This window comes from Desulfogranum marinum, assembly GCF_963675105.2.
Classification (GTDB): Bacteria; Desulfobacterota; Desulfobulbia; order Desulfobulbales; family Desulfobulbaceae; genus Desulfogranum; species Desulfogranum marinum.
In genome coordinates, this window is the sequence record NZ_CAXXRO010000002.1 from 706,825 (window position 1) to 731,162 (window position 24,338).

The following is a 24,338-nucleotide window of genomic DNA, read 5'->3' on the forward strand; positions in this document are numbered from 1 at the left end:
AGTAGAAAGGCCATTTGCGGTATGATTTAACCTTACCAACAATTTTTGCAAAACATTAAACTGCTCCTGCAGCCTCTATCTTTCTGCTCGTTTTCAACTGATATGGGGGCACCTTCCTCCTCTTTTTTTTCCTCGTTAATACTGCAATATTGCCAGTCAGAGCGCCTCTCCACTCCCTTTGTGTTAGAAGCATGACGGTGAACCGACGAATGACCCGAGAAAAGGAGCTATATTTTGGTGAAGATATAGAGTTGAAGACCAGCCTGCCTGCCTGAATCTTGAAAAAAAGGTTAACCGCCGCATTTTCACCGTCTATTAACCTTACCATATCGAAGGTTTGAATTTCCAGCTGCGACATCGGATTAATCTTTCTACTGAGGTCATTTTTTGGCTCATGTGATAAATTACCACTTTGTTCCCTTGTTTTCTCAATACCCAAGACCATATACTATTGTTATGTAATTGCAATATTAAGCCAGAGCAAAATTAGTTCAACACCTGAGTACATGAGGACTTGCCATGGATAATTATCTACAGCCTGTGGATCGACGGTACCATGACCGGTACCTAATAAAGGAAGGTGAAGATATACTCATAGACTTTAAGGGAGATATAATAAAGGGTGTCCCTACCGTAAGGGATCTAAGCGAGGGAGGTTTAGGGTTTTACGCAGAAGGCGTAAAGGAAGATGTGACGTGCAAAAGTGTCCGTATTGATATAGTTTTTGGAAATCATGATGTGATTTTCCGTTCTCTTGTATCACAGGTTGTCTTCTGCGACGACCGTGCGAGGTATGGTTTGAATTTTTTGTACCTTTCTGATTTTGAGAAAAGAGCATTAAGAGTGTTTATGAATAAATATTGTCAGTAAGTTTTTTTCCTATTCAAAACGAAACTGTTCAACGAGAAGAAATAATATCAAACAATCCTGTCTCATAATAAACGCTTCGGGCCATATCTGTCCTTATGAATGCTTCATGTTTAACGACAAAGACCCCGATATATGCTGGGTCTTTGTAAAGTCGCTATAAAAGATTTTTTACAGCTTAACAACGTTCTCTGCGGCTGGTCCTTTTGAACCGTCGACAATATCGAAGGTTACACTTGCGCCTTCCTCGAGGGACCTGAAACCATCTGATTGAATTGCGGAATGATGAACAAAGACATCCTTGCCACCGTCCTGCTCAATAAAGCCAAAACCTTTTGAATCATTAAACCACTTTACGGTACCTTTAGCCATCTTGTAATACCCCTTTGTGCTAGGTCCCATGAGGAACCATTTAATTATAGTTCAAAGCATCATTTAATGCTTCGGACTTGAAGCCTGAGTGTTCAGAAAAACAACGTATCGTTGTGTAGACTTGCTTATGCCAAAATCACAGGAAGAAGCTCTGCTTAAAAGCAAAGGCCCTTGAGCTCGTAATATTAATAAGTTATGCCCAACACCATGCATGAGCAGATGACCTTATTCCGAAACTCGGCAAAACAAGCCTCAATTTTTTTGAAGAATCAAGCCGCACGAAAAATTCTAGGCTCTCTCCTGCTGGCCGCTCCTTTTCGAAAACTAGTTTTTAATAAAGTCAGATAAGATCGAATGCACCTCTGAGTCAATATCGATAAATTTGAACCTATAATGTCTTATGGTTTTGTTCCCGTCCGTAAATATCCCAGGAACACGCTTGGAGTCCACTTTTTTACATAGTAAATTAGGAAGATAAAAATCTTGGTCAAGAAGTACGATATCTATCTTTACAATTGAATCTGCCAAAGAAACGCTGGCATCACAAGTACATGAAAAGCCTCCAACGCTTAAATCGAGTAATTTGGCAGAATTTGTCAAGTTCATTACCGCCACTCCGAACAATTTATTAATCCTTTTGCATTTTCTCCTTTCAAAAAGGTGATTGTTGGTAAAACCTAAAGTTGACGGAACCAGCTCGCCTGAAGAGTGTATTTCGCTAGTTGCTAACACAGCACATATCCCTTTAAATCATATAGTTATCATTTGTATCTAGCTATCCAATACTGCACGCAAGAAAGGTTTTGCATATTTTATGCCACATGCCAAGATACCCTTTAACTAACCGCCATATGGATATAATTGGAATTTACGGTTTTAAATCATTATAGGTTTAAGGAAAGAAGTGGTGCATTTGAACCAAGGATGGTGGTGCATTTCAACCAGGCACCAGTTTTTTTCTTTAAGAAGAAAGCAAAAAATAGGAGGCAAACGTGATATCACGTCTTTTAAAAAGGAACTAACCAACCTGTAAAATATGTCTTGGCAATTTTCTGAAGGAAAAGATCGCTGTGGCTTGGGACAGTTTCTGAATATGTTAAAAAAAGATTCTTCCAGATTGTCGAGACCGTAGGTTGCTAGGTCAAATCACAATAAAAGTGGTAATTACTCGATGTTGACACTATTCCTGTGCTGTTAAGTTTGAGAACAACGCTGTCACCTTAACCTTACCTCAAGCTCTTCCGGGTGGCAGAGCAATTTAGTCGAGTGAATCATCTCTGCTGATGGTTAAGGCTGCTGATAATAATAGTACTATTATTCTATAACCACACTCTAGCCGTTACCACCCTTCACCCAGTACCATTAATCACCCCACACCAACCCTATCAAGCAGAATTCCTTCCTCCTTCTATAAAGGGGATATGTTCTGCCACCAGATTCAATCCGGTAAAAGACATCGTCTACTTGTACCCCTACTCGAAGCGTTTCAGGTAGAGAACAATAGAACAGAGTTTAGAGAGAGGTCTGGGTACTGGTGTGGTTGGCTACTGATGATAGTACTATGATATTATTACTACTATTTTAACTCAACAGAATGATAACCATAGTCAGCACAGAGCCGCATCGTCACCAGAAAGCCACCCTGAAAGCACGAAAATGGCTCTAATTTTAGTGCTATGGCCAAAGAATATGCCACGGTATTCTTCGAATATAAATTTGAAATTGAAGGGAGGTGGTGGTACAGTCTCATCTGTTTGATTTAACATAACAAATCATGTGACACGATGTGGTTCCGCTTTTTTTATGGTTTTTTGGTTCTGTCTATTTGAGACAGCCGAGGGGTGCCAATAGCTCTGTGTCATTTCACAAGCAATATAGAGAGTTTGGCGAGCTGACAAAAGTCAAGATATAGTGGAAAGATGTTGCCTTTAGAAAAATCGATTTCCGCTGGACATTGCACAAAAAAGATGAGCCAAGCAAAAATTTGACCCTTTTTTCTTTTTTGGATAATAACTTATTGAAAGATTTATCTGTCACTTTTTTTCTATTTCACCTAGGGACTCCTCATGGCAGATTCTGAGCATTTGGAAAAGTTACTTAAGGGTAACGTCAAGGAATTTAATGAATGGGTGAAAGAACAGAGAACGGCAAGAGACAAAGCATATCTGTTTCGTCATAATCTTTCCAAGGCGGATATTAGTAGAGCGTATCTGTATGGTGCCGATCTTAATGGAGCTATTCTCTCTAATGCAAATCTCAAAGGAACTAATCTTTGCAACGCAAATCTCGTTAAGGCCGATCTCAGAGGAGCGGATCTCAGAGGAGCGGATCTCATGTTGGCAGATCTTAGCGAGGCTGATATCAGATATGCCGATCTGAGTGAGACCAATATCAAGTGGACAAATTTTACCGGAGCAAAGCTCGAGGAAGTTAAATTGCGCAAGGCTCGTTTTTGCCAAGCGATATTATCTGATGTTAATCTTGGTGTAATACACGGCTTAGAAGAAATTATTCACCATGGGCCATCATCTATCGGTATTGATACACTTTATCGCTCTCGAGGCAGAATTCCGGAAGTATTTCTGAGAGGAGCCGGTGTCCCTGAATTATTTATTCAACATGTAAAATCGCTTACAATGAATCCAATCGAATTTTACTCATGTTTTATCAGCTATAGTCATGAAGATAAATATTTTGCAAGAAGGCTACATGACCAACTTCAAATGAAAGGAATACGGTGTTGGCTAGATGAACACCAGATGCTTCCGGGCGATGATTTAATGGAACAGGTTGATAGAGGCATCAAGCATTGGGATAAGGTTTTGTTGTGTTGCTCCCAGAATTCACTAAAAAGTTGGTGGGTAGATAATGAAATTTCCAGCGCTTTTGCTAAAGAGCAGGAATTGATGAAAGATCGAGGGAAAAAGATTCTTTCATTGATTCCCCTTAATCTCGATGGCTATTTGTTTCAGGAAGAATGTGTAACGCCAAAAAAACAACAAATTTTGACCAGGCTGGCTGCGGACTTCACAGGTTGGGAGACCAGCAACCAAAAATTTGAGGACCAGTTTGATTTGGTTATCAAAGCTCTACAAACATCATATGCCAGGGAAATCCCCCCGAAAAGAAAGTTATGAGTGGAAAAATTGAGTAAACAGTTTATGCCTTCCAAACAATAAAATATAAAAAACGGGGTCAAACCACTTGCCTTGCAAGTCGCTCCGTAAGGAGCCGGCGAATGAAACGTCATACCTGACACAAAAGGATGGAATAATAAATGTCAGATATTTTTACCTCATCAACTTTTTTAGCGACGGTAACATTTCTATGGTATCGAAAGGGGCGCCTGTGGAATTTTTACGATTCTCTCGCCATAAAATCTCAAAAACAAATTACGGAAAGTTCCATAGACAGAGAACAGTGGGAACAAATAGCACTTGAACAGTGCAATAAATTGTCGAAAGAAATGTTTAACAGCTTATTTCGATTTGAAATCGAATACTTAAAAGGCAAGATACTGGCGAATCAATACAGCCTATGGGTAACTGATTCGCTGAATACTAATGGTGCCCAAACCACTATTACAGACAAAGAGAAATATTGCAGACATGTACTCAAACAAATATTTCTGGCAGATTTTCGATTTTGTGGTTTTGGCTTACTGATTAATTCAATTAAATTTAAAGCCTCCCATCAAAAGGATAAAGATCCGGGCTACGAGGAAATCCTTAAGAAAAAATAGGGCATAATAGATTACTACTCCGACGCGCCGGTTACCTTACACGTTCACCAAGTCCACATATCTCCTATAGATCATGACTATCAAAGTTATTGCCGGTCCAAGATATTTCAAGACAAACTCAGCGATGTTCAGGGATTACTTTGGACCGTTGATGTACAGGAATTAGTGTTAACCAGGGGGAAAGGTAGGAAGTTGGTATCTTGGACTTGGCAATGTTAAGTCCAAGGATCAGTTGCTGAACTCACCTGTTCAGGAAAAAGGTTAACTCGTAGATATTGTGTTCAATCTATGCCTTGCCAGCGCAAATATATAGTTACGTCGTAACCTGCGATGGCTCGCTGATTTGCAGAAGTGGACCAGGTTTATTGGATAAAATTGCGGCAGAATGTATTTTCTTTTTTATTTATTAGCTCAGCTGACAATCACGTGAAGGACATTTTTATACGCAGACTGGTACTTCTAAGCGTCTGACCTTGTAAACAAGAGTAAATTTTAATTTTACACTGTTAGTGATTTCAGGAAATACCACAATAAACGAGACAAGCTTCACCTGTGGGCTTTTTCCATTTCTCCATGAAACAGCCAAGATTGAATGAATAAAGACCTACCGGTGATAATGCATAATTTTCCCACTTGCCTCTTTCTTCAAAATGTCACGACAGATCTGCGTTTTACTGATGGAATAACCGAAATTAGTCATTTTTTTACTAAAACCGGCAGATTGTCCCCTTCCCGGATCAACAATTATCACATCGCAGTTTATTTTAGAGTGCTGATCAATAAAATGTGACAACTCTGCGGAATGGCCTTTTTCATACAAGAGGTCACTTCCTATAATAAGATCAAATGTCCCAAGGCTGGTATTTGTATCCCCCCAAGCAGTACGTATGAATGGAATATCCGGGCCGTTGTTGAGTCTTGTGTTTTCGTGAAGAAATGCTTCTGCTTCCGGGTGATAGTCAGTAGATGTAATATCAGCCAAACGATGATTAAGAACAAGACTGGCAAGACCAATACCGCAACCTACTTCCAATATCCGAAGCCCCTCAATTTTATAATCAAACATTAGATGTGCAAGCACTTCTGAAGACGCCCAAACTATCCCAAACAGTGGCCAGGTTGCAGAAGATATCCCCAGCCTTGATGCAATCCCATCCGGGTCCGAATATTGTTGATTATCCCATAACGTTCTGACATGAATATCAACATCCTCAATCTCAATAGTTTGATAACGAATTCGCAACGGGGGCATACAATACCTTTTAGTTGATGATGGGGTGTGAAAACAATGAACCCTGATCAACTGGACGGATTTTTTTCTTGAGCCAATTCTCAAAAATGTTCCTTTGGTTGTCATATAAAATATGTGCAAATGACGACTTGTCACAGAAATACTTGATATGCCCGATAATTGTATAGAGGGTCAGAGTATGTTTCCCATCAAGGAGCTTTTGGTATCCCTTTATTGTTTCAATATTATCTCGGACCATTTTTTTAAAAGAGCCGTTGGTGATCTACTTCATTTTCACGATTTCATCGACCAGCGTATCAATCTTGTGTGAGGCCAAACGGGTTCCAGGGCAATAGGTCTCAGAAATTTTAGCGAAATGGAATGCATTCAGCACTTCACTTTTGGCATCCGTACTCTTTGATTTTTCCTTTATTATCTGTTCGAGCTTCTCTGTTTCTTCCTGAATACTGTAAAATTCACGATCCGCTGTTTCAAAAAGCGCTGCCAGGCTCTTAATTCGCCTTTGCAGCCCGTGAGGAATCGATTTTTTTATATTTTATTTTATGATCAAGAACGGACCACGCATTCTGTATAAGGTTTGAACCTGAACCTCGAAAACGATGTCTTTATATCTGCTGTATTCAGGCATTGCTTCCCGTGCCTCATCAAGCTTCATATCAAGATGCAGCCCTTTGTAATCAAAAATGTTTTCTGTCTGCTCAATGAGCTGAGATTTATCGGTAGAATCAATTAAATAGAGATTGTCCCGAAGAATATCTCCGACTTCTTAAATGTTTTTTTCATACAGGCAGATGATCCGAACACCTATCAGGTCGGTGATATAATCTTTTATCTCATATGCTTTTTTCCCTTTCTCAAGTTCCGACTGGTATTTTCCAGAAAACTTTTTAATGTCTTCTTTTCGGCCTTTTAGGCGTGACGTGACCGTGGCCCCCGACAATTCCGGGGAGGTTGCCAGGAATGATTGTATAAGTGTTGATAAGGATGATTCGGCGTTGCGTAGTAACTCGAAATTGTCATTGACGTAATCGAGTAAGGTCTGTTTTTCTTTTTCGAAATTTGATGATGCCATTATGGTGTGGTTTTACTTTTGTCTGCTTGAGAAAGGTCCACATTTGGTGCGAAGGTCGTTTCAAATGAATATTTTCTTCTCTGAACCAGAGTTTTTTCGCAGCTGTCTCAGAGTATGCTTTGTGTGATTGTTTTGGATAGACATTGTGAAGATCAGCCTATTCCCTTTTATTGGTGATGAAATTAAAAAACTGTTTCCTCTGTGAAATGCATGTGACCATGCTTGAGATGAATCCTGATTAAAACGAGTTTCATATCGTCCATTCCAAGATTTTTATAGTAGAGGAACATATTATCATTGTTTTCAATATTGCTTGATGAAAGAGTACCGCACATGAAATGGTTAAAAGAGTGGCCCTGATACAAATCAGTGGTGTGCATTAATTCAAGATCATGTGTATGCCCGCAGAAGACGAACTCGATTTTATGGTGGTGAACAAAATCAATCAAAACGGCTGAATTTTTCAAAGGGCATTCATCCGTACCCAATATCGAATAGTGTGTCAGCAGGAGTGCCAAGTCATGGCTGGTTTGGTTAATCCTTTCTGATACTGCGTTCAGCACCTCTTGTTCTACAAATCCGTCATCACAATATAGTTCATTGGAATCTATACTGATCAACAGTACCGCCATTCCTTTTATCTTAATTAGCTGAACGAAATTTACATCAGTGAAGTGATCATCCACTCTGGTGATGTTCTGCTTGAGAAAGAGGTGCTTTTTACGGGTTGTACCAGATTCAAATATTCGAATAATTTTTCTATCAGAGATATATTTACGAAAAAGTTCATGTGAACGCATATTTCTTTTGTCATGATTGCCAAGGGTAGAAATGACGTGTTCACATTTGATGGCATCAAGAAACTTGCCCGCTTTTGCATATTCATCTTCAAGCCCGTCTGTCGTGTTGTCACCGGTGTTTATTACGATATCGGCATCGTAGGAGTTGATTTTTTTCAACAGGACATCATCGTCACCAAGCCAATGACGAGGCCCGAAATGAAGATCCGAAATATGGAGAATGTTCATGTTTGTCACGTTGCCTTTTGTATTGAATTGTCAACCGGCACTAAGAGAACTGCTACAGGCGACGAGCCATTAAAAAGAGTTATAGATTGGATGGTTTTTTAAGTATTCGCGTTTTTAAGAATACTCACATTTGCTTCTTTTTTAGCCTTCTTGGCTGCCTTTTTTTCTTTTGGGCTCAGGGCTGCTTTTTTCTTTTCCTCTCTGTTGCTTTTACGTTCTTTTGCCATTGTTTTGCTCCGGATAAGTGTGGATGTTTCTGGTGCTGTGGGTACAACGCTACGCTTGGATTCCTCGTCAGGCTCTTTTGATACCAATTTTACGAAGGGAATCTTCAAGGTGCACAAGGTGATTGTAATCTTCGCTTAGTAGAATGATAGCAAAGCAACCATTTGATTCTATCGTATCGCAGTTGTATGGAAAAACCGAGTTCCGCTTATTGCCATCAAAGAGTAGTGGACCAAGCATTTCGGTGAGTTCAGTAAAGGAACAGGGGTTGATTGTAATCTTGATAAATTTCCAGCATGCAATGGAGAAGTGGATTTTTTCAAGTTGGTCAATGATGAGGCGAACAAATGTTGAACCGTTGAAACGGGCGTTATTTTCAACAGGAAAGATGCCCTCATCCGTCACAATATAATCGATGCCAAGTACGCCTGTATAACCAGATGCAGACATCTGTTCGACAACTGTAAGGGATGCATCCATTATATAATCAGAAACCCATTTTGCTGGTGGTTGACAGCTCTGGGTACCGATATGGACCATACCGTTTTCACATATCTGATCGGCCAGCCCCAGATGATGAATGGTCCTGTTGGTACCGATAGCCCATTGATCATTAGGAGTTGATACAACATCCAAAAATGGTTCGATGATTACTTTCATTTCACCGCTGGCAGCTATCTTGTTATACAGATTCAGGATATCATCTCCGGCCGTTCTGTATAACGACATGCCCGATTCTCCCAGCGTACCTCGTACTATAACCTCTTCATGTTCTGATAGTAGTTTGAGGATGACACGGCTCAAGTCGCAACCATTGTCGCTATTTTCTGGATCGATCTCAAAAGTGGTTCCCGCGACAACTGGTATTCCCAGCTCTTTACAGATTTTTTTGAATTCGGCTTTTTCGTTGTATTTTAAAGTGGCTGCCTCGGTTGCGCCAAAAAGATCAGCACCTATAATTTGCGCGGCTTCCGCTTCCATCTTTCCCGAAAACCAGGGAACATATATCGGGTTCCTGCCTGTCTTTTCTATGCACTGGATTATCGGTTCAGGATTCTTGATAATGCATTGTGCTAGAGAGAATTCAGAAGACAGTTGATTGTAGGTAACAACGTTGTCAGGCCCTAGTCCTAAAGAACGAAGCCAGCTATAATATTCACGGTGCCGATCTCCACGGAGAACAACCAGGTCTGACTTGGAGGCCGAAGGAAGGGCTCGATCACAGCTTGATCGGATGGAACCATCACGACGCGGAAACTGTGAGAAATTATCCGTCCCAAATACGACCAGTTCATTGTCACTGTCCGATATGCATTCCCTCAGTCGAGGCTTAGGTATTCTCATCTCTGCATTCATAAAATTTCTTTGGTCACACCGTTAAAGGGTACACCACTGCCAGGAAAAGAGTATCGACATCAGTACTGTATAGCCGCTGAGGGCGAAGTACCACTTGCCTGTAAATTTGGGCGTTCTGATCGGTGCAACATTCAACACCGCCAAAAAAATGAGCACGATATAGAGTACAATCGAAAATGCCCCCTGACTCATCACCGGACTAAATAGAAAGACGACGGCCAGCAGGAGAACGTTATTGTCCAAGGCAAGGCCTAAGTAGGTCGATTTATCAACCAACCCAAAGACATTAAAATAACTCAGACGAATGACCCCGGTTGCAAGTATGAGAAAAGCACCGGGCAGGTACCAGGCACTGAAATGACCATAACTGAGCAGGAAAACTGCCGGGCAGACACCAAAACTGACAATATCAATAAGTGAGTCAAGTTGTGCCCCAAATAACCCCTGTTCTTCAGTCCGGCCTTTCATTTTCCTGGCGATAATACCATCACTCCAGTCAAAAAAAACAGCCCAGATCATACCGATCATTGCTGCATGGAATAGACCAAGTATAGAAAAATATATAGCAAGCAGGGTACAACAGAGGCCAATCAGTGAGCAGATATTTGGAAGATCTCCAGCGTAGGACAGTATAGTTTTTTGCGATGTTTTCATACTCACCTAAACACGTTCAAGAACAGTCCGTAAGGCCAGTGTAAGTTCAAGGTTTTCCTTCTTGGTCCGACTGGCTATTCGGACATAACGATCTGATTCAGGCAATGTTTTACCCTGACAGTGTTTTATGTATATATTGTGCTCGACAAATAACCTTTCAGTTGCCTCTGGAGCTGATGGTCCACTATCCGGCAGCCGGCAAAAAATATAATTTGCAGTCGGCTTATAGACCACCATTCCCGGAATGAGCGAAAGGAGTGTATAAAATTCGTCTCGATCTTCCTGTACCTTCTCGCAACTCTTTTTGAATTGTTGTTTGTACTTCGGCGCCAGTCGCAGGAACTCTTCAGCAAACCCATTTATATTCCAAATATGGAGCCCTTGTTGGACCAGTGCCCGAAAATGTTTATTGGCGGTGAGAAGATAGCCTATTCGTATTCCGCAGATGCCATAGGCCTTGCTCATACTTTTTATAATCGCTAGGTTCTGGAAGTCCCCAACATCGTTTTCAAGGCTTTTACTCTCACCATTTTCCGCAAAATCGATGAAAGATTCATCGACTATGAGTATGCAATTATGCTCATCCAGGATTTTCAGTAGCCGAATCAGCTCTGCCTTAGGCACCAACAGTGATGTCGGATTATTCGGCGAAACAACTACAGCTATACGTGCACCCCTTCGAATAGCCTCCTCTGCAAACGAATCAACATCAAGCTGAAAGGACGGCGCTTGTAATGGGAATTCGATGACCTTTCCTTCTGGGGCAGCATTAACATATTCGTTAAACGACGGGACCGGAACAATCATTTGTCGATTCATCCCGGCAATAATCTTAATCAGTTCTGCTGCTCCATTCCCTACCACGATTTGCTCAGGTGGCTGTTGAATCAACTGACCTGTCAGGTGCGCAAGCTCATTTTGGGCGACGGGGTAATTGAGGACCAGCTCATGGAGCTTTTCTGTACAATGGTTGAAAAAATCTTCAGGCGGAAAATAAAGGTTATAGAGATAGTTGTGATCAATAAAGTCATCACGCCAATATCCACCATGTTGACAGGAAACATCTTTGTAGCGTTCTTGAGCGGTAGGTGTTTTGTTGGGCATCATTCTTAATGAACAACCTTTAACGAAGAGGTCGATGGCACAGTACTCATAAGGCCAGCGGATTGGATTGCCAGACTGGAAATACTGATGAAATTATTAGTGGGTAGTTGCGGATCGAAAAGTTCACAAACGGTTTCAGCCGCTCTCAGATCGTCCAGAGTATCAATTTCATACCAGAGGCTGGAGTCAAAGAATACCGGTGAGAGGGAAAGGTACCCTTCGCTCACCATATCGGCAAAGACTGTTTCATAATAACCATCCACTAAATCGTTAGAGATGTAGCAATCCAGTTTTTCACAAACTGCTACCCAGGTGGCCCTGGAGAGACTGTATATGTTTACGGTCTTGAAATGAGTTGCTTCTGTTTTGTTGATGCCGCAATGGAATGCGTCAACCTTATTGGCTCTGTTTACGGTCACTGTTGTACCGTTCATCCAAGGGCGTATTTTTGCTACTGCTACGCGATCAGGTGTCAGCATACCTTCCAGCATTTGGCTGTCGAATACCAGATCGCTTTCAATAAGCATGAATGGCTCATCTATGATTTGCCTGGCTAACCATAACGAGTAGATATTATTTGTAGTTTTGTAGAGAGGGCTGGTTATATACGATATTTCCATCCCACCAGCCCGTGTTCCAAGATATTCACGAACCGAATCTTCCTGATGACCGACAACAACGACCAATCGCTTGAAATCATACCCCTGCAGGGAACGCACTAGTCTTTCAAGGATCGTAAATTCATTAACATGGACGAGGCATTTAGGGGTCAGGTCTGTTAGCGGAGAGAGACGACTACCGGTTCCTGCTGCAAGCAGCAAAGCCGTACGTACCCGTCCCCCTCCAACACCAGCATGAAGAGTTCTTTCTTGCATAGTAATCCTCGATAATTATTGCCGAACTGTACCTTACAAGGATTCAACACGGAGTTGTGCGAATCAGGTTGGCAAAAAATGATATATATCTTTTCTTTTGTGCCGATTGGCTCAGTGGGAATAGCTGAAGGGCATAAATCTGATAGTAGAATTACTACAGGAAGTGAGTTGGAAAAAAGACGTTGAATTATCAGAAGACTGAACGTCTATTTCACTAGATAGAATGTCCAATCTACTCCAACGACTTTCGCATGTCAATGTTTTTCCGTTTTTTTGTAGATTTGAGAAGATAGAGTAGGAGGGTAACCTGGCAATGACAAACAATTATCTACAAGTAGATAGTTCGTATTCCATTTCCATCTAGTACTGGTCTAATTGAGGAAGACGGGAAGAAAAGGTAAAGGCCACCAGTTTTAGATTACCTGATAATACAATGAAAAATTGGTGTTTGCTTTATCCTTAACCTTTTTACTGAGGGCTGTTCGTGATTCTGTGAGTATGACCCGAAGATTGCCGAATGCAAGGTCTTGCCTTTCATTTTTATCTTAATTTGATGTACCTACTGTGGAGCTACGATGACGAACGTTATCGTAGGGGCAGAGGCTCGTAGTGGCAATGTTAACCACATTAGAAATCCTTATAGTTAGGACATTCTTACTGTATCTTTTTACCGAGAATCCTCGACAAACTGGATGTGAAATGGTCAGGCACTATGTCAGATACCACAACACAATCAGTTAACCAAGTCAGTGCCGATTTTACTTAATATGGATCTGTATCTTTGATTCTAGCAATCTTTTTTGAGATCCGTTAAACTATCGCGTGAAAAGTAACAATGTGTCCTATGCTACTGGTATGATTAGTACATTAACCTTTTTTGAGCGCTGCTAGGGTTTCGTGTCCCATGTTTGCGAGGATTTTTTTCAGAGGAAAGCCGCCGAAACTCCTTTCACTCAGTTATTAGTAACAAAACAACATACTATTAGTACGACTATTAAAAGTATGTTGCCGATATCACACGTTATATACTGAATTAGTATGTTTTCAGTATCCCTTCTAATCTGCGGTTGCTCCTATGGCCGGCACGAACCATTCATTTTTCATAAGTGCTCTAGCCTCTGCGGTGAGAGGAATGAGATCGCTTGTGTTAACGAGACCCAAATCAAACTTACGATTCAACGCTGCAAAATGCTTTAAGCCAAACGCGATTTTATTAAGATAAGAAAAAACGCCTATTGCTCCTGTCGAAAATCCATTTGCCTTCGTTCCATAGAGAGCTCGCAAATCAGGAAGGTCGCTAAATATTTCTTCAATGGTTGTCCCGTATGGCTTAAAGCCGGCAGGTACATTACCGCTTTTGATCTGCTCTCCGATTTTTTTGCTGGTCATGGCAGCAGCCATTGATGCACGGCATAATCCAATTCCTTGTACGAAGCCATTCCCATAGGCAAGTCCCTTGAAGACCTGATCTTCACTTGCAAATCCACCGGTCATGACAATAGCAGGTAAAATTGCCCCCTCTGCTTTAAGCTGGGTGCAAAGACGAACCACCACATCTTCGAGGCATACCGTTGGCAAAGACCATTCATTCATCATCTTTGAAGGGCTGTATCCTGAACCACCTCCAGCTCCGTCAAAAGTTATCATATCTACCTCTGCCAGGCAGCCGAGACGTAGCACTCGCTCTATATCAGCCCTGTCATACCCTGCCATTTTAAAATAGATATTTTTAGCGCCCCATGCTCTTAATTTTTCGATATGTGTAACAATAGATTCTTCGGACCACAATGGAAGCCGGCCATAGGTGTGAAAATTCGGACAAGTTCCTTCATTGTAGGCTTTTCGAATAGCAGGATCCTGTGGGTCTGGGTGCACAAGATCGCCTAGCTCTTGTCTCTTGATGGCTGTATCTATATCCTTTACCCGCTTAACAGGCTGGGTCCCCTTGGCTGCTTGCCCGAACTTTATTTCAATTGCTTCTGCCCCATATTTTTGAAGAGCAATCTTGGGCACCCCAACCCGGTCGTCATCCATATTACACTGCAACACGATCTGACCATATCCTCGGTCATATTGACGAAAACAATCAAGGGCTTCGCCCAGTAACGGGAAATCAGTCACCTGTCCATTTTTGATCTGTAAATTCGGTTCGTTATTTCTTGCGTCTTCCCCAATGACACAGGTAACCCCTGCCATGGCAGCACCTGCAAAATAATCCTGCCAGTTGAGCTTGATCAAGGCTGGGAGCATAACCGGCATGGTCATTTTCACCGGATGAAATGTTCCGTATGTCCGCTCGAGGTTTACGTTGAAGATAGTTGCCTGTTCACAGTTTTCTGCTGCTCCCAGGGCGCCAAAGACTCGTCCGTTGATATTGAAATGGGAAAAATCCAGTGGATAATCTTTTTCCGAGGCGATCTGGTTGTTCCCGGTGGTCATAGGGTAAACAGTTTGCGCACCCAATACCGCTGCCTGGGCTATTTCGCATGTACCGGCACAATCTTCGGTGCAAAAAGAACACATACCTGATTGAGGGGATATAAACAAACTTCGATTCTTAGCAAAAGTATATCCGGAACTCAAAGACGGTGAATAGGACATGAGGGGCACCTTGTATCTAATTTTTTAAATGGATTAACCGACAGCTCATGATGAGCAAATTTTATTACAAAAAGTCGAACCAATCGGCTCTCATGTAGCGGTTTGTGTTATCATTTTGCACTCCTGCGAGTTCTAAAAAAGTTCATTTATACCAAATATCTAGACATAATGTTTGCTATTTTAACTGAAGAGCTCATGTGTGGCACGCCCTTTCTCACCCAACTTATCCATCCAGTCGATCGCCAACAATGTGAAATATTAATAATGCTGTCAGCCGAGATGCTTGTGCCCTGAGCTGCAAAAGCATTGAAATTTCCACTTTCGCAAGATTTGCAGAGAAGAAATGATTATTTTTTACGATTAACTAAACAATCACCATATCACCACACCTAACTGGATGTAAGTTTGGTGATGCGGCTTATATTTCCCCTCTGCATGTATCCATAACAACCATGACAAAACTGCTCCCAGCCTATCGCAAACGGCTCCCCTGTCCGACTCCTGACCTCCAGACGCTGATAAAGGAATTACTGGTTATCCGCAAAGATATGTTGCAGAAAGAATCAAGCTACACTGATTTACACAAAGTGCATCCCCGTTGCCGAAAAAGCGCTCGCAATCTTTTGCACTATCTTGCATTGCGTCTTCACGATGTGAGGCCACTCCAGGTGCAGCTCTCTGCGCTTGGCCTCTCCTCCATGGGTCGAGCGGAACGGAAGGTGCAGGCCACTGTTGATGCCCTGTTGACCCACCTCCATACTTTGTCGGGTAAGGAATGGAAGACAAATGAAAAGCCTCTATTGTGCCACAACGAAGGTCGCCGACTGTTGGAAGAAAATGCAGAGGCCTTGCTGGGCACAACAGCTACAGACCGCAGAGTACGCATCATGGTAACTATGCCGAGCCAAACTGCGGATGACTTTGCGCTGGTCGAAAATCTCATGGCCAATGGGATGAACTGTGCCCGCATTAACTGTGCCCATGATGGACCGGTAATATGGGAACGTATGGTAACCAACATCAGGCGTGCGGAAATGAAAGGGCTTGGTAAATGCCGAATTCTCATGGATTTATGCGGCCCTAAACTTCGTACAGGGAAGCTCACTCCAGGAAATGCCGTGCAGAAAGTGCGTCCGGTACGCAACGATCTCGGCCAGGTGGTTCGCCCTGCTCACATTTGGCTCCACCAACAGGGAACTACTTGTGCAACAACCTCAGCAGAAACAGGTCTTTGTTTGCCGGTACAGGGCGGTGGCCTGCAGCATTGCCGCGCAGGTGACGTCATCTCTCTTGTAGATTCAAGGGGAGCTAAACGAAAAATGAACGTCATAGTAGCCGCTGACAAGGGCTGCATGGTCACAGCCAGCAAAACCATCTATTTTACGCCGGGGACTAAACTGTTTCTACGCGGTAAAAGTGAAACAAAAGAAAAGAAAAAAATAGCTCGCATAGGCGAGCTTCCCAGAAAAGCCGGAACTCTTCGCCTTCAGCCCAATGATTTACTGCTGCTTCGCAAGAGTACGGAGCCGGGGCGCTCGGCTTACTATGATGAAAACGGCAATTATCACCCTTCCGCCATTGGCTGCTCAATCCCGGAAGTACTTGACGATGTCCAGGTGGGAGAACCTATTTGGTTCGATGATGGAAACATAGGTGGTATCATAGAGCAAAAAGAAGCAGAACACCTCCTGGTACGTATCACCCAGACTCGTCCTGGTGGAAAATCTCTGCGTAGTGAAAAAGGAATCAATCTCCCAGAGAGCCATCTGCACCTGCCTGCTCTTTCCAAGGCAGATCTGAATGATCTAGCATTTGCCGTACACCATGCCGATATGGTCGGGTTATCCTTTGCCAATACGGTACAAGATGTGGAATCTCTGCTTACAGCTATCAAGAATATTGGCAGCAATGTGCCCGGCATAGTGCTGAAAATCGAAACGCCAAGAGGATTCGATAATCTTCCCGCTATGCTGTTAAAGGCAATGGAAACGCCACTGTGCGGGGTAATGATTGCCCGCGGCGATCTGGCTATCGAATGCGGTTTCGGTAGACTTGCGGAGGTTCAGGAACAAATTTTATGGACGTGTGAAGCCGCTCATGTCCCGGTTATTTGGGCAACCCAGGTGCTGGAAGGGCTGGCCAAACAGGGCATGCCGACCCGGGCGGAGGTAACCGACGCGGCAATGGGCGAGCGATCTGAATGCATCATGCTCAACAAAGGGGAGCACATTATTGAGGCAACCCGTGCCCTTTCAGAAATCCTCAGTCGAATGCAGGATCATCAGACCAAAAAACGATCGCTACTTCGAAAATTGCACCTGGCTGAAAAATTTTTCACTAACGAGGCTCATTAATTCTACCAACTACCTGAACCAGTCGTTACGTGTTCATCTTCTTTCTTTTACAGCAGTTGCTTATTCAAGAGATACACACTGAGCAATCTTCATGAGACCGGGTTCGTTTGGCAGAAGTAGATCGTAAGCGCAAAGCAAGCCATCCTGAATTCTTTTGACCTGCAAAATTTCCTTCAGGCAGAGGGCCGATCAAAAAAAGATAATGTTTATTTGTGTGGCAATTGCCCACATCACCACGGCATAAAGAAAATTGTCTTTAATTATCTGCTTTGGCTGAGCGTTAAACCGGCTGACCAAGACCAGCCCAACCCCTGACAATGGGCTGCTACAAGTAGAAATAGCCCAGCTGGTGAGAAAAAGAAAGCCAAGTTGAGAATGATCCGGATTAAGGGGAATCAATAATGGGCTGACAACGGCTATACTTACAACCGGATGAACACCGATAATCCCGACAATGATCATAATGCCGGCAAGTAATGCAAAGACCATTGGACTCAGTTCCATATTATCGAAACTAAAGAGTCCCGGATATACGTAGGTGATGGACTTAATGCCGGAAGAAAACACTCCAGCTGCAAGAAATAAGGCAAAAGGACTGCTGACAGATGATATTTTGTTGGCGACAAAATCACGTATTGTTGCGCCCCTCGGCCTGCCTTTCATAAAAACGAAGGTACCCAAGGGAGCAAGAATACAAATCAGCAGCAGAACGCTGAGCTGGTGCCATTGATAATGAACGAGAATTACAATGGCCGCAAGAAAGAGAGGTACGGCAAGACTCTCTTTTTTTAAGGGGTAGCCAAAAAACGTTTTTTTCCTGAAAAAACATACTTCGACAATGGTGTAACTCACACCGATAATGCTCATTATAGCGCCCGGCACCAATGTCTCTTTCCAATGCATTTCCGGGGCGTATGTGAGGGCTACACCGGTTGCTACAAAAAAAGGAGACCACCAGGCTGCCGCTGTAAAAGTTCGCCCTAAAACAACCAACTGTTCTTTTCTCAGCGCTCCGTTTCTTTTCAGTCGATCTCCAAACACAAAAAGTACAGATAAATTAATCACTGCACCAAGCAGGTGTGTACCAACAGCGGTAGACAGGACGGCTGCTTTGCCCTTCGGTAAAAAAGGATCCTCGGTCGCGGGATTGGTCAAGGTAAGAAAGGAAACAGCAACAAACATTGCCAGCAAAGGAAGGTTGATTGCAAAAATATCCTTCCAGTTAAGAACGATTCCATTACAAGCCGAAAAGAAAAGCGCAACAAGTCCAATAACAACAAGCAACAATGCTTGACGACGGGCATTTTGAGCTAAAGTACGCCACGCAAGGATAGGCACCATCCAGGCGAACAGCGTTGGTAATGGAAGAAGAAAAGAAGCTGGAACACTCAGGAGGTAAAAAATGAGTGTCCCAAGTACAATCCAGCCAATATTTGTATGCATAAAAATGTCCTGATAGGCTCACAAGCAAAACGCAACGATAGTACATTGCATGGGATGCTAAAGAAACCAAGACCAATCTTTTGCTTTGCCTGAATGTTGGATGAATAAGTTGCCCAGCGAAACTACAGATTTTTCACAACTAGTTCAAGAAAAAGAATCATCCTCGTTGATCAAAGACCTTCGCCATCCGGGTGTAGGCAACTCTGCCCCATTATTTTCCTTATTTGATCCATATTATTTCCGTATTTACCGGATATCTTCTCTTAAAGAATAAAGAAAAGGAATGGCAATCATCGCTTGCAAGCTGACAGAATACACAAACAGCTGCATTGCAAAAGTGATTGGTATTATCAGGTGACTGGTTGTTCCGATGTTTTGCCTATAAGACAAAAAGCAAGGAAACAACCGTAACGATGAATGGGATTATCATGTTGAAACTCAAAAAAATAAGATCCGTCGGAATAGTAAACGGTATCGGCATAGTATGCATGCTTTGTATCAGTGCACAGTGCATGGCAACCAGCATACTTCCCAGCCTCTCTACCCAAGACGAACCTGCGGCTACACGATTCGAAAATACATTGAGTGCAGAGGAGATCACTCAAATTGAAAACATCCGAAATGATTTCAAACAACAACTCAAGGTATCAAAGGAACACCTTGCACGAGTACAGGAAGCCTTCAACCGCAACCTTAAATTCGACACTGATGAGACAGTAATCCGCCAGACATTTCCGCCTGTTGCTAAAGCAATGGAAGATATAGTGGTCCAGCAGATAATGATGATGCAGAAGGTTAACAAAATAATCTCGGAGCACTTGTTAGCCACATCTTCGGCATCACAAGCTTTGACACAGGTAGCAAGTGAAGACGCACATGGACTAAGCGTAAACAAACAACAGTAGCTCATGAACATGCACGAACTGTCATGACACAGGTTTCCTTCCATTCTTCCCTTCTTCCTGGGTCATGACAGATTGTGCTGTTTCATTTTTTCTGATTATGCATGAAACCATTTTTTTGGCCGGGTAAGCGAAGACTTGGAGGGCTACCTCTATTCATTGCCACAATACTCAAAATATGTTGCCGGTTGTGGCCTTACCTTTGGTGAACATCGTCTACATCAGCACGATGTTCATGAAAAATTCCGGCTAAAACCCTACAGAAGAAAGGTATCTTATGGTTATTCAATCTATCAATAACGGACTGCAACGCTTCCCAGGTATAGAAAAAAAGCAAAGTATTAATCTGAACAAACTAAGGGAGGTCCAAGCTATGGAATTCCAAACTGAGCAAATTCTTAAAGAACGGTTGCAACTCAGTCAACTCGGCTGGCTGATTGGACAATATATCCATCAGCTGACGGATATGGAAAAACAGGAATTGATGCGTTTCGGCACTATTGTCTATCAAGACTTACGAAACAGAGATTTCGACCCTGTGTCAGCGGTGGAAAACATCCCATATACTTTACAAAAAATGGCCGAGCAAAAGGGGGTTGACCTCGAAACACTTTTTGTCGATATGCAGGACCAGTTTGAGAATATGAGGCAACTCTTAGGTAGCCACAACGTCCTAATTGAAAAATCTTTTATGGTACCCGCAGATATGTGGGGGATCTTGTTTCAGCCCGCTGGTCAACATAATCATTGGTGACAGATCAGCATTCCGTTAGATAGCACGCCTATTTTTACTAGAGCATGCAGGTGATTGACAAAATGAGAAAAATACGCTCCCGCAGGGAAAACTTGTTACTGACAAATAACGTAACACCCAAAAACATGCAGCATTGGAACTGTTGGCCGGGTTTGGTCTCGCCGTTTCCACCACTGGAGTATAAAGGAAAAAAGCAAAAATCATTGAAACTTGTCGTCCGCTGTCATCTTTGCGGCAAGGAGTGCGGCCTGGAAGAAATATCAATCATTCAGGGCCGGAATTTATGTCTTTTCCACTCTATTCTTGAAACGTTTTCCCAATTTTGGATAAAAAGGTTCAGAAAATATTTGGAAAAAAAAGCTGTCAAATTGCCCCCCAGACTCTCTTATAGATAGGAAGGAGAATGGACCACACACTATCAGCCTGTTATTTCGCTGATAACAGCGGATAGAGACTCAAGCTTAAAGGGTTTTACCAATGCAGCGCAAAATCCATACTCCCGGAAGCGGGCCATGACTGGGTCTGTTGAATAACCACTGGAGACAACAACTTTTGCTTGAGGGTCCATCTTAAGAAGATGCTGTGCCGTCTCCTTTCCACCAATGCCGCCGGGAATCGTCAAATCCAATATAATCAAATCAAAGAGGCTATGGTTATCAAGCGCTTTTTGAAACGTCGCAATTGCTTCCTGCCCATCTTTGGTAAGAATCACCTCGTGACCAAGGTGGTTTAACATGCTCTCGGTCAGGCTGCGCACCATGGAGTCGTCATCCATAACAAGAATTTTCAACGATCTTGAAGAAACTATTTTCGATTGTATTGCTTTAGCAGGCAACTTGCCCACGTTAGAGGCTGGGAGGTAAAAGGTAAAGGCACTGCCTTTACCTGGTTGGGATTCGACCGCTATGTATCCCTTATGCTTGGTGATAACAGACTGGGCAATGGCAAGCCCAAGGCCACTGCCTTCTTTTTTTGTCGAGAAATAGGGATCAAATATTTTTTCAATGGCTTCTGCATCCATTCCTATCCCTGTATCACGGATAGATATTTCTACATATTTACCACTGCCATCCGGGAAGATCCCTTGGTCAAGAACTGGTACATTTTTCCCTGAAATGGTTACAAGCCCGCCTTTTGGCATGGCAGCAATGGCATTGAGCACGATATTCTGTACAACTTGGCTTATTTGTCCCGTATCAATATCGGTGAGCCACAAGTCAGAGGGAAAGTTGTAGTGACAGGCCACGGCCCTCCCATGCAGAATAAACTCCGCGGAATCTTTTATCACTTTTTCGAGCGAAGAAAGTTCTTTGACAGGATCCCCACCTTTAGCAAAAGTCAATAACTGTTGGGTCAGTCCCTGGGCCCTGAGTGATGCCTTTTCAGCTTCTGCAAGCAGCTCTTTTGCCCTATCACTGAGACATTTATCCAATGAAACCAAATTAATATTACCGAGAATGGCTGTAAGGATATTGTTGAAATCGTGGGCAATTCCACCGGCGAGTAGACCGACAGATTCTAATTTTTTCATTTTGAGAAGTTCTTTCTTTGTCTTTAATAGTTCTGTAACGTCACGAAAGACAAGAACCACCCCTATAACCTCCGCCTGACTGTCACGAATCGGGCTACCGCTATATTCAATACTTTTTGCTGCTCCATTTTTTGTAATTAAAACGGGCTGCGTTTCTATCCCAATTGTCGGGCCGGCATTAATAATGTGATCAACAGAGGGCATACATTTTTTACGTGTTTGCGCGTCTACAAGCTGAAACACTTGTTCCAGTGGCATTCCGATTGCTTCTGCTGTCATCCAACCGCTAATATCTTCTGCCACCTTATTAAGCAGCACAATATTACCGGCAAAATCAGTGGTGATAACACCGTCACCAATACTCTGCATTGTCACTGCCAAGCGTTCTTTTTCTTCTGCAAGCAGGGTTTCCGCACGTTTTTTTTCGGTAATATCTATGGCAACCTGGAGCCGGACGATACGTCCATCCACCCAATAAAGGGTTCTGTCATGAACAAAAAAACACCTGTTAATCCGATTGTTTTCATATTCCCAGGAATAACCTTTGCCTGGCGTACCATCTTCATTCAGCAACGATTTATTGGTACAGAACGTACAAGGACCAGCTTGTCCTTTTTGCAGACTTTGCCAACATACTTGTCCTGTTATGTCACCCAAAAGTTTTTTCCCATATTCATTTATAAAAAGAATCTCATGGGTATCCATATCCACTACGTTGACAAGTGTTTCCAAGCCATCAAGTAACAGGCGAAACCTGGCTTCATTTTCAATGAGCTTTTTTTGGTTCCTTTCCTGGATATTTGCCATTTCATAAAAGGCTGCAGTCAAAGTGCCTAACTCGTCAGGCCGTAACGCTGGTTTATTGTGCAAATCCAGGGTCCCTGTAGCAAACTTTTTGGTTATTGCAACCAGATTTTTAATGGGAATTAAAAGAGTACGTTGGCCAATAATCCAGGCAACAATGAGTGACAAAACAGAGGTTAAAAACAACAGAAAAAGATTTCTTGCTAAGGCAGCATTTGCAGGCGCAAGCACTGCTTCTTCAGGGATAGCTGCCCAGGCGTACATACTGGGTTTGGCATCAGGATTGAAGCGAACCTGTTGAAAAGCAAAAATCCGTTGTACTCCATCAGCCCCTTGCCCCATAAAAACACCACTGCTATCCCCGCTTTTAGTATGCTCCCAAGATAAAGAGCTAATCGGTTTACCAATGGGGTTGGTCTTCTCTTTTTGAGGGTAATAAAACAACCTGATCCCCTTGTGATCGGTTGCGGCAACAAATGAATTTTGCGGCAATTTTGAAATATCGTGAAGATGAGAGAAATAGCCCAACTTAAGAGCAGTGGTTAAGACGGCTTTCATCTGGTTGTTCTTATCAAACACCGGGTATGCAAAGGGAAAGGCAGGAAGTGCAGGAAAAAACTTACTTATGATAAATTCACCGGTTACAAAAGCCCTCTTTTCCAGGGCCTCACGTACGTGCTTACGATCCTTTAAATTAGTGCCTGAAGGAATGGGCTTACTGGCCGCAAGCACTTCACCATTAAGATCGGTTAGTGTAATATTTAAAAAATCCGGATGAAGGGAAAGGACATTTTGAAAAACCACAGTACAAACATCTATGTCCAATGTTTGAACCGCCGGTATTTGAGACAGGGTGACCAACATCTGTTTAGCGGAACGCGAGGTTTTCATATGCAATTCCGCCATTGCCTGGCTCAGCAAGGAAATTTCCTGCTTGGCTGCTTCTATGGAACGATTCCGCTGCTCAATTCCGGTAAAGATAAGGATCATCATTGCCGGCAAGAGAGCGACAAGAACGAGCATTGCCAAGTTTCTGCTTATTGTGCCAAAACCATAAAACGTATGCTGAGCCTTTCTCACGCTGTTCCTTTTCTTTTTAGAATCAACCGCGTACCATCGTGGCAGATACTAAAAATTAAAAAGCATACAAAAAAAGTTACAGAACTCAACACGGAACAAGAAGATACTTTCACTAGCCGGTGTTGGGTTCTGCACTTTTCGTTATCCGCAATGTCATAAGATTATTCTAATAATAAGTTCAGACATATACGAAGTTTCCCGGCTTTTCAAGGAAAGAGTCAACTCAATACAATTTACAGGTTAGAATATTTACAATACCTCTGCCCTGTTTTCTCACCAGCTCTGGCGGTGTCAGATTCAATTTTTTTGCCGATGAATAGGT

19 protein-coding genes are annotated in these 24,338 nt (G+C 42.6%); 6 read left to right on the forward strand and 13 right to left on the reverse strand.

What is annotated here, in order from left to right:
* Positions 1 to 55: 55 nt before the first annotated feature.
* On the reverse strand, positions 56 to 439 hold the full coding sequence (locus ACHZCY_RS03885) for a hypothetical protein (RefSeq protein WP_319547913.1): 384 nt from the start codon (positions 437 to 439) through the stop codon (positions 56 to 58).
* Between the two features lie 80 nt (positions 440 to 519).
* Here ACHZCY_RS03885 and ACHZCY_RS03890 point away from each other — a divergent pair, with 80 nt between their 5' ends.
* On the forward strand, positions 520 to 870 hold the full coding sequence (locus ACHZCY_RS03890; RefSeq protein WP_319547914.1) for a PilZ domain-containing protein: 351 nt from the start codon (positions 520 to 522) through the stop codon (positions 868 to 870).
* Between the two features lie 168 nt (positions 871 to 1,038).
* Here the strand turns inward: ACHZCY_RS03890 and ACHZCY_RS03895 are convergent, their stop codons facing one another.
* Positions 1,039 to 1,239 (reverse strand): cold-shock protein, encoded by a 201-nt coding sequence (locus ACHZCY_RS03895; RefSeq protein WP_319547915.1) that lies wholly within the window; start codon positions 1,237 to 1,239, stop codon positions 1,039 to 1,041.
* 2,066 nt (positions 1,240 to 3,305) lie between these two features.
* On the opposite strand from ACHZCY_RS03895, the gene ACHZCY_RS03900 reads away from it, so the two are divergent.
* Together ACHZCY_RS03900 and ACHZCY_RS03905 are read left to right on the forward strand one after the other, a co-directional pair.
* Entirely contained in the window at positions 3,306 to 4,376 is a 1,071-nt protein-coding gene (locus tag ACHZCY_RS03900; protein WP_319547916.1) for a toll/interleukin-1 receptor domain-containing protein, read from the forward strand.
* A gap of 140 nt (positions 4,377 to 4,516) precedes the next feature.
* A complete protein-coding gene (locus ACHZCY_RS03905; protein WP_319547917.1) occupies positions 4,517 to 4,981 on the forward strand; it encodes a hypothetical protein in 465 nt (154 codons plus the stop codon).
* A gap of 604 nt (positions 4,982 to 5,585) precedes the next feature.
* Here the strand turns inward: ACHZCY_RS03905 and ACHZCY_RS03910 are convergent.
* The 9 genes from ACHZCY_RS03910 to ACHZCY_RS03950 all read right to left on the reverse strand — a co-directional run bounded on the left by ACHZCY_RS03910 (position 5,586) and on the right by ACHZCY_RS03950 (position 15,148).
* Positions 5,586 to 6,233, reverse strand: a complete 648-nt coding sequence (locus tag ACHZCY_RS03910; protein ID WP_205221954.1) for a class I SAM-dependent methyltransferase — start codon at positions 6,231 to 6,233, stop codon at positions 5,586 to 5,588.
* A gap of 766 nt (positions 6,234 to 6,999) precedes the next feature.
* Positions 7,000 to 7,305, reverse strand: a complete 306-nt coding sequence (locus ACHZCY_RS03915) for a hypothetical protein (RefSeq protein ID WP_319547918.1) — start codon at positions 7,303 to 7,305, stop codon at positions 7,000 to 7,002.
* Positions 7,306 to 7,487: 182 nt separating this feature from the next.
* Complete coding sequence (locus ACHZCY_RS03920; protein WP_319547919.1) at positions 7,488 to 8,333, reverse strand: metallophosphoesterase family protein; 846 nt, start codon at positions 8,331 to 8,333, stop codon at positions 7,488 to 7,490.
* Between the two features lie 98 nt (positions 8,334 to 8,431).
* A complete protein-coding gene (locus tag ACHZCY_RS03925) occupies positions 8,432 to 8,560 on the reverse strand; it encodes a hypothetical protein (RefSeq protein WP_269755825.1) in 129 nt (42 codons plus the stop codon).
* 67 nt (positions 8,561 to 8,627) lie between these two features.
* Entirely contained in the window at positions 8,628 to 9,914 is a 1,287-nt protein-coding gene (locus tag ACHZCY_RS03930) for a hypothetical protein (RefSeq protein ID WP_205221957.1), read from the reverse strand.
* Positions 9,915 to 9,935: 21 nt separating this feature from the next.
* Positions 9,936 to 10,568, reverse strand: a complete 633-nt coding sequence (locus ACHZCY_RS03935) for a CDP-alcohol phosphatidyltransferase family protein (protein WP_205221958.1) — start codon at positions 10,566 to 10,568, stop codon at positions 9,936 to 9,938.
* A gap of 6 nt (positions 10,569 to 10,574) precedes the next feature.
* The gene (locus tag ACHZCY_RS03940) at positions 10,575 to 11,675 is read right to left on the reverse strand and encodes a pyridoxal phosphate-dependent aminotransferase (RefSeq protein WP_319547920.1); all 1,101 of its coding nucleotides are present in this window, start codon (positions 11,673 to 11,675) and stop codon (positions 10,575 to 10,577) included.
* Positions 11,676 to 11,677: 2 nt separating this feature from the next.
* Positions 11,678 to 12,547, reverse strand: coding sequence for a phosphocholine cytidylyltransferase family protein (locus tag ACHZCY_RS03945; RefSeq protein WP_205221959.1), 870 nt, complete (start codon positions 12,545 to 12,547; stop codon positions 11,678 to 11,680).
* 1,056 nt (positions 12,548 to 13,603) lie between these two features.
* Positions 13,604 to 15,148, reverse strand: coding sequence for a glutamate synthase-related protein (locus tag ACHZCY_RS03950; protein ID WP_319547921.1), 1,545 nt, complete (start codon positions 15,146 to 15,148; stop codon positions 13,604 to 13,606).
* A 452-nt stretch (positions 15,149 to 15,600) separates the two neighbouring features.
* Between ACHZCY_RS03950 and ACHZCY_RS03955 the strand changes: the two genes are divergently transcribed.
* Positions 15,601 to 17,502 carry a pyruvate kinase gene (locus ACHZCY_RS03955; protein WP_319547922.1) on the forward strand — a complete coding sequence of 634 codons (1,902 nt, stop codon included), beginning with the start codon at positions 15,601 to 15,603 and terminating at the stop codon, positions 17,500 to 17,502.
* A 189-nt stretch (positions 17,503 to 17,691) separates the two neighbouring features.
* Here the strand turns inward: ACHZCY_RS03955 and ACHZCY_RS03960 are convergent, their stop codons facing one another.
* The gene (locus ACHZCY_RS03960) at positions 17,692 to 18,945 is read right to left on the reverse strand and encodes a hypothetical protein (protein ID WP_319547923.1); all 1,254 of its coding nucleotides are present in this window, start codon (positions 18,943 to 18,945) and stop codon (positions 17,692 to 17,694) included.
* Between the two features lie 428 nt (positions 18,946 to 19,373).
* Between ACHZCY_RS03960 and ACHZCY_RS03965 the strand changes: the two genes are divergently transcribed.
* Together ACHZCY_RS03965 and ACHZCY_RS03970 are read left to right on the forward strand one after the other, a co-directional pair.
* On the forward strand, positions 19,374 to 19,850 hold the full coding sequence (locus ACHZCY_RS03965; protein WP_394713356.1) for a hypothetical protein: 477 nt from the start codon (positions 19,374 to 19,376) through the stop codon (positions 19,848 to 19,850).
* A 370-nt stretch (positions 19,851 to 20,220) separates the two neighbouring features.
* Positions 20,221 to 20,601 (forward strand): hypothetical protein, encoded by a 381-nt coding sequence (locus ACHZCY_RS03970; RefSeq protein ID WP_319547925.1) that lies wholly within the window; start codon positions 20,221 to 20,223, stop codon positions 20,599 to 20,601.
* Positions 20,602 to 21,019: 418 nt separating this feature from the next.
* Here ACHZCY_RS03970 and ACHZCY_RS03975 read toward each other — a convergent pair whose 3' ends face one another.
* A complete protein-coding gene (locus tag ACHZCY_RS03975; protein ID WP_319548319.1) occupies positions 21,020 to 23,959 on the reverse strand; it encodes an ATP-binding protein in 2,940 nt (979 codons plus the stop codon).
* Positions 23,960 to 24,338: the final 379 nt, after the last annotated feature.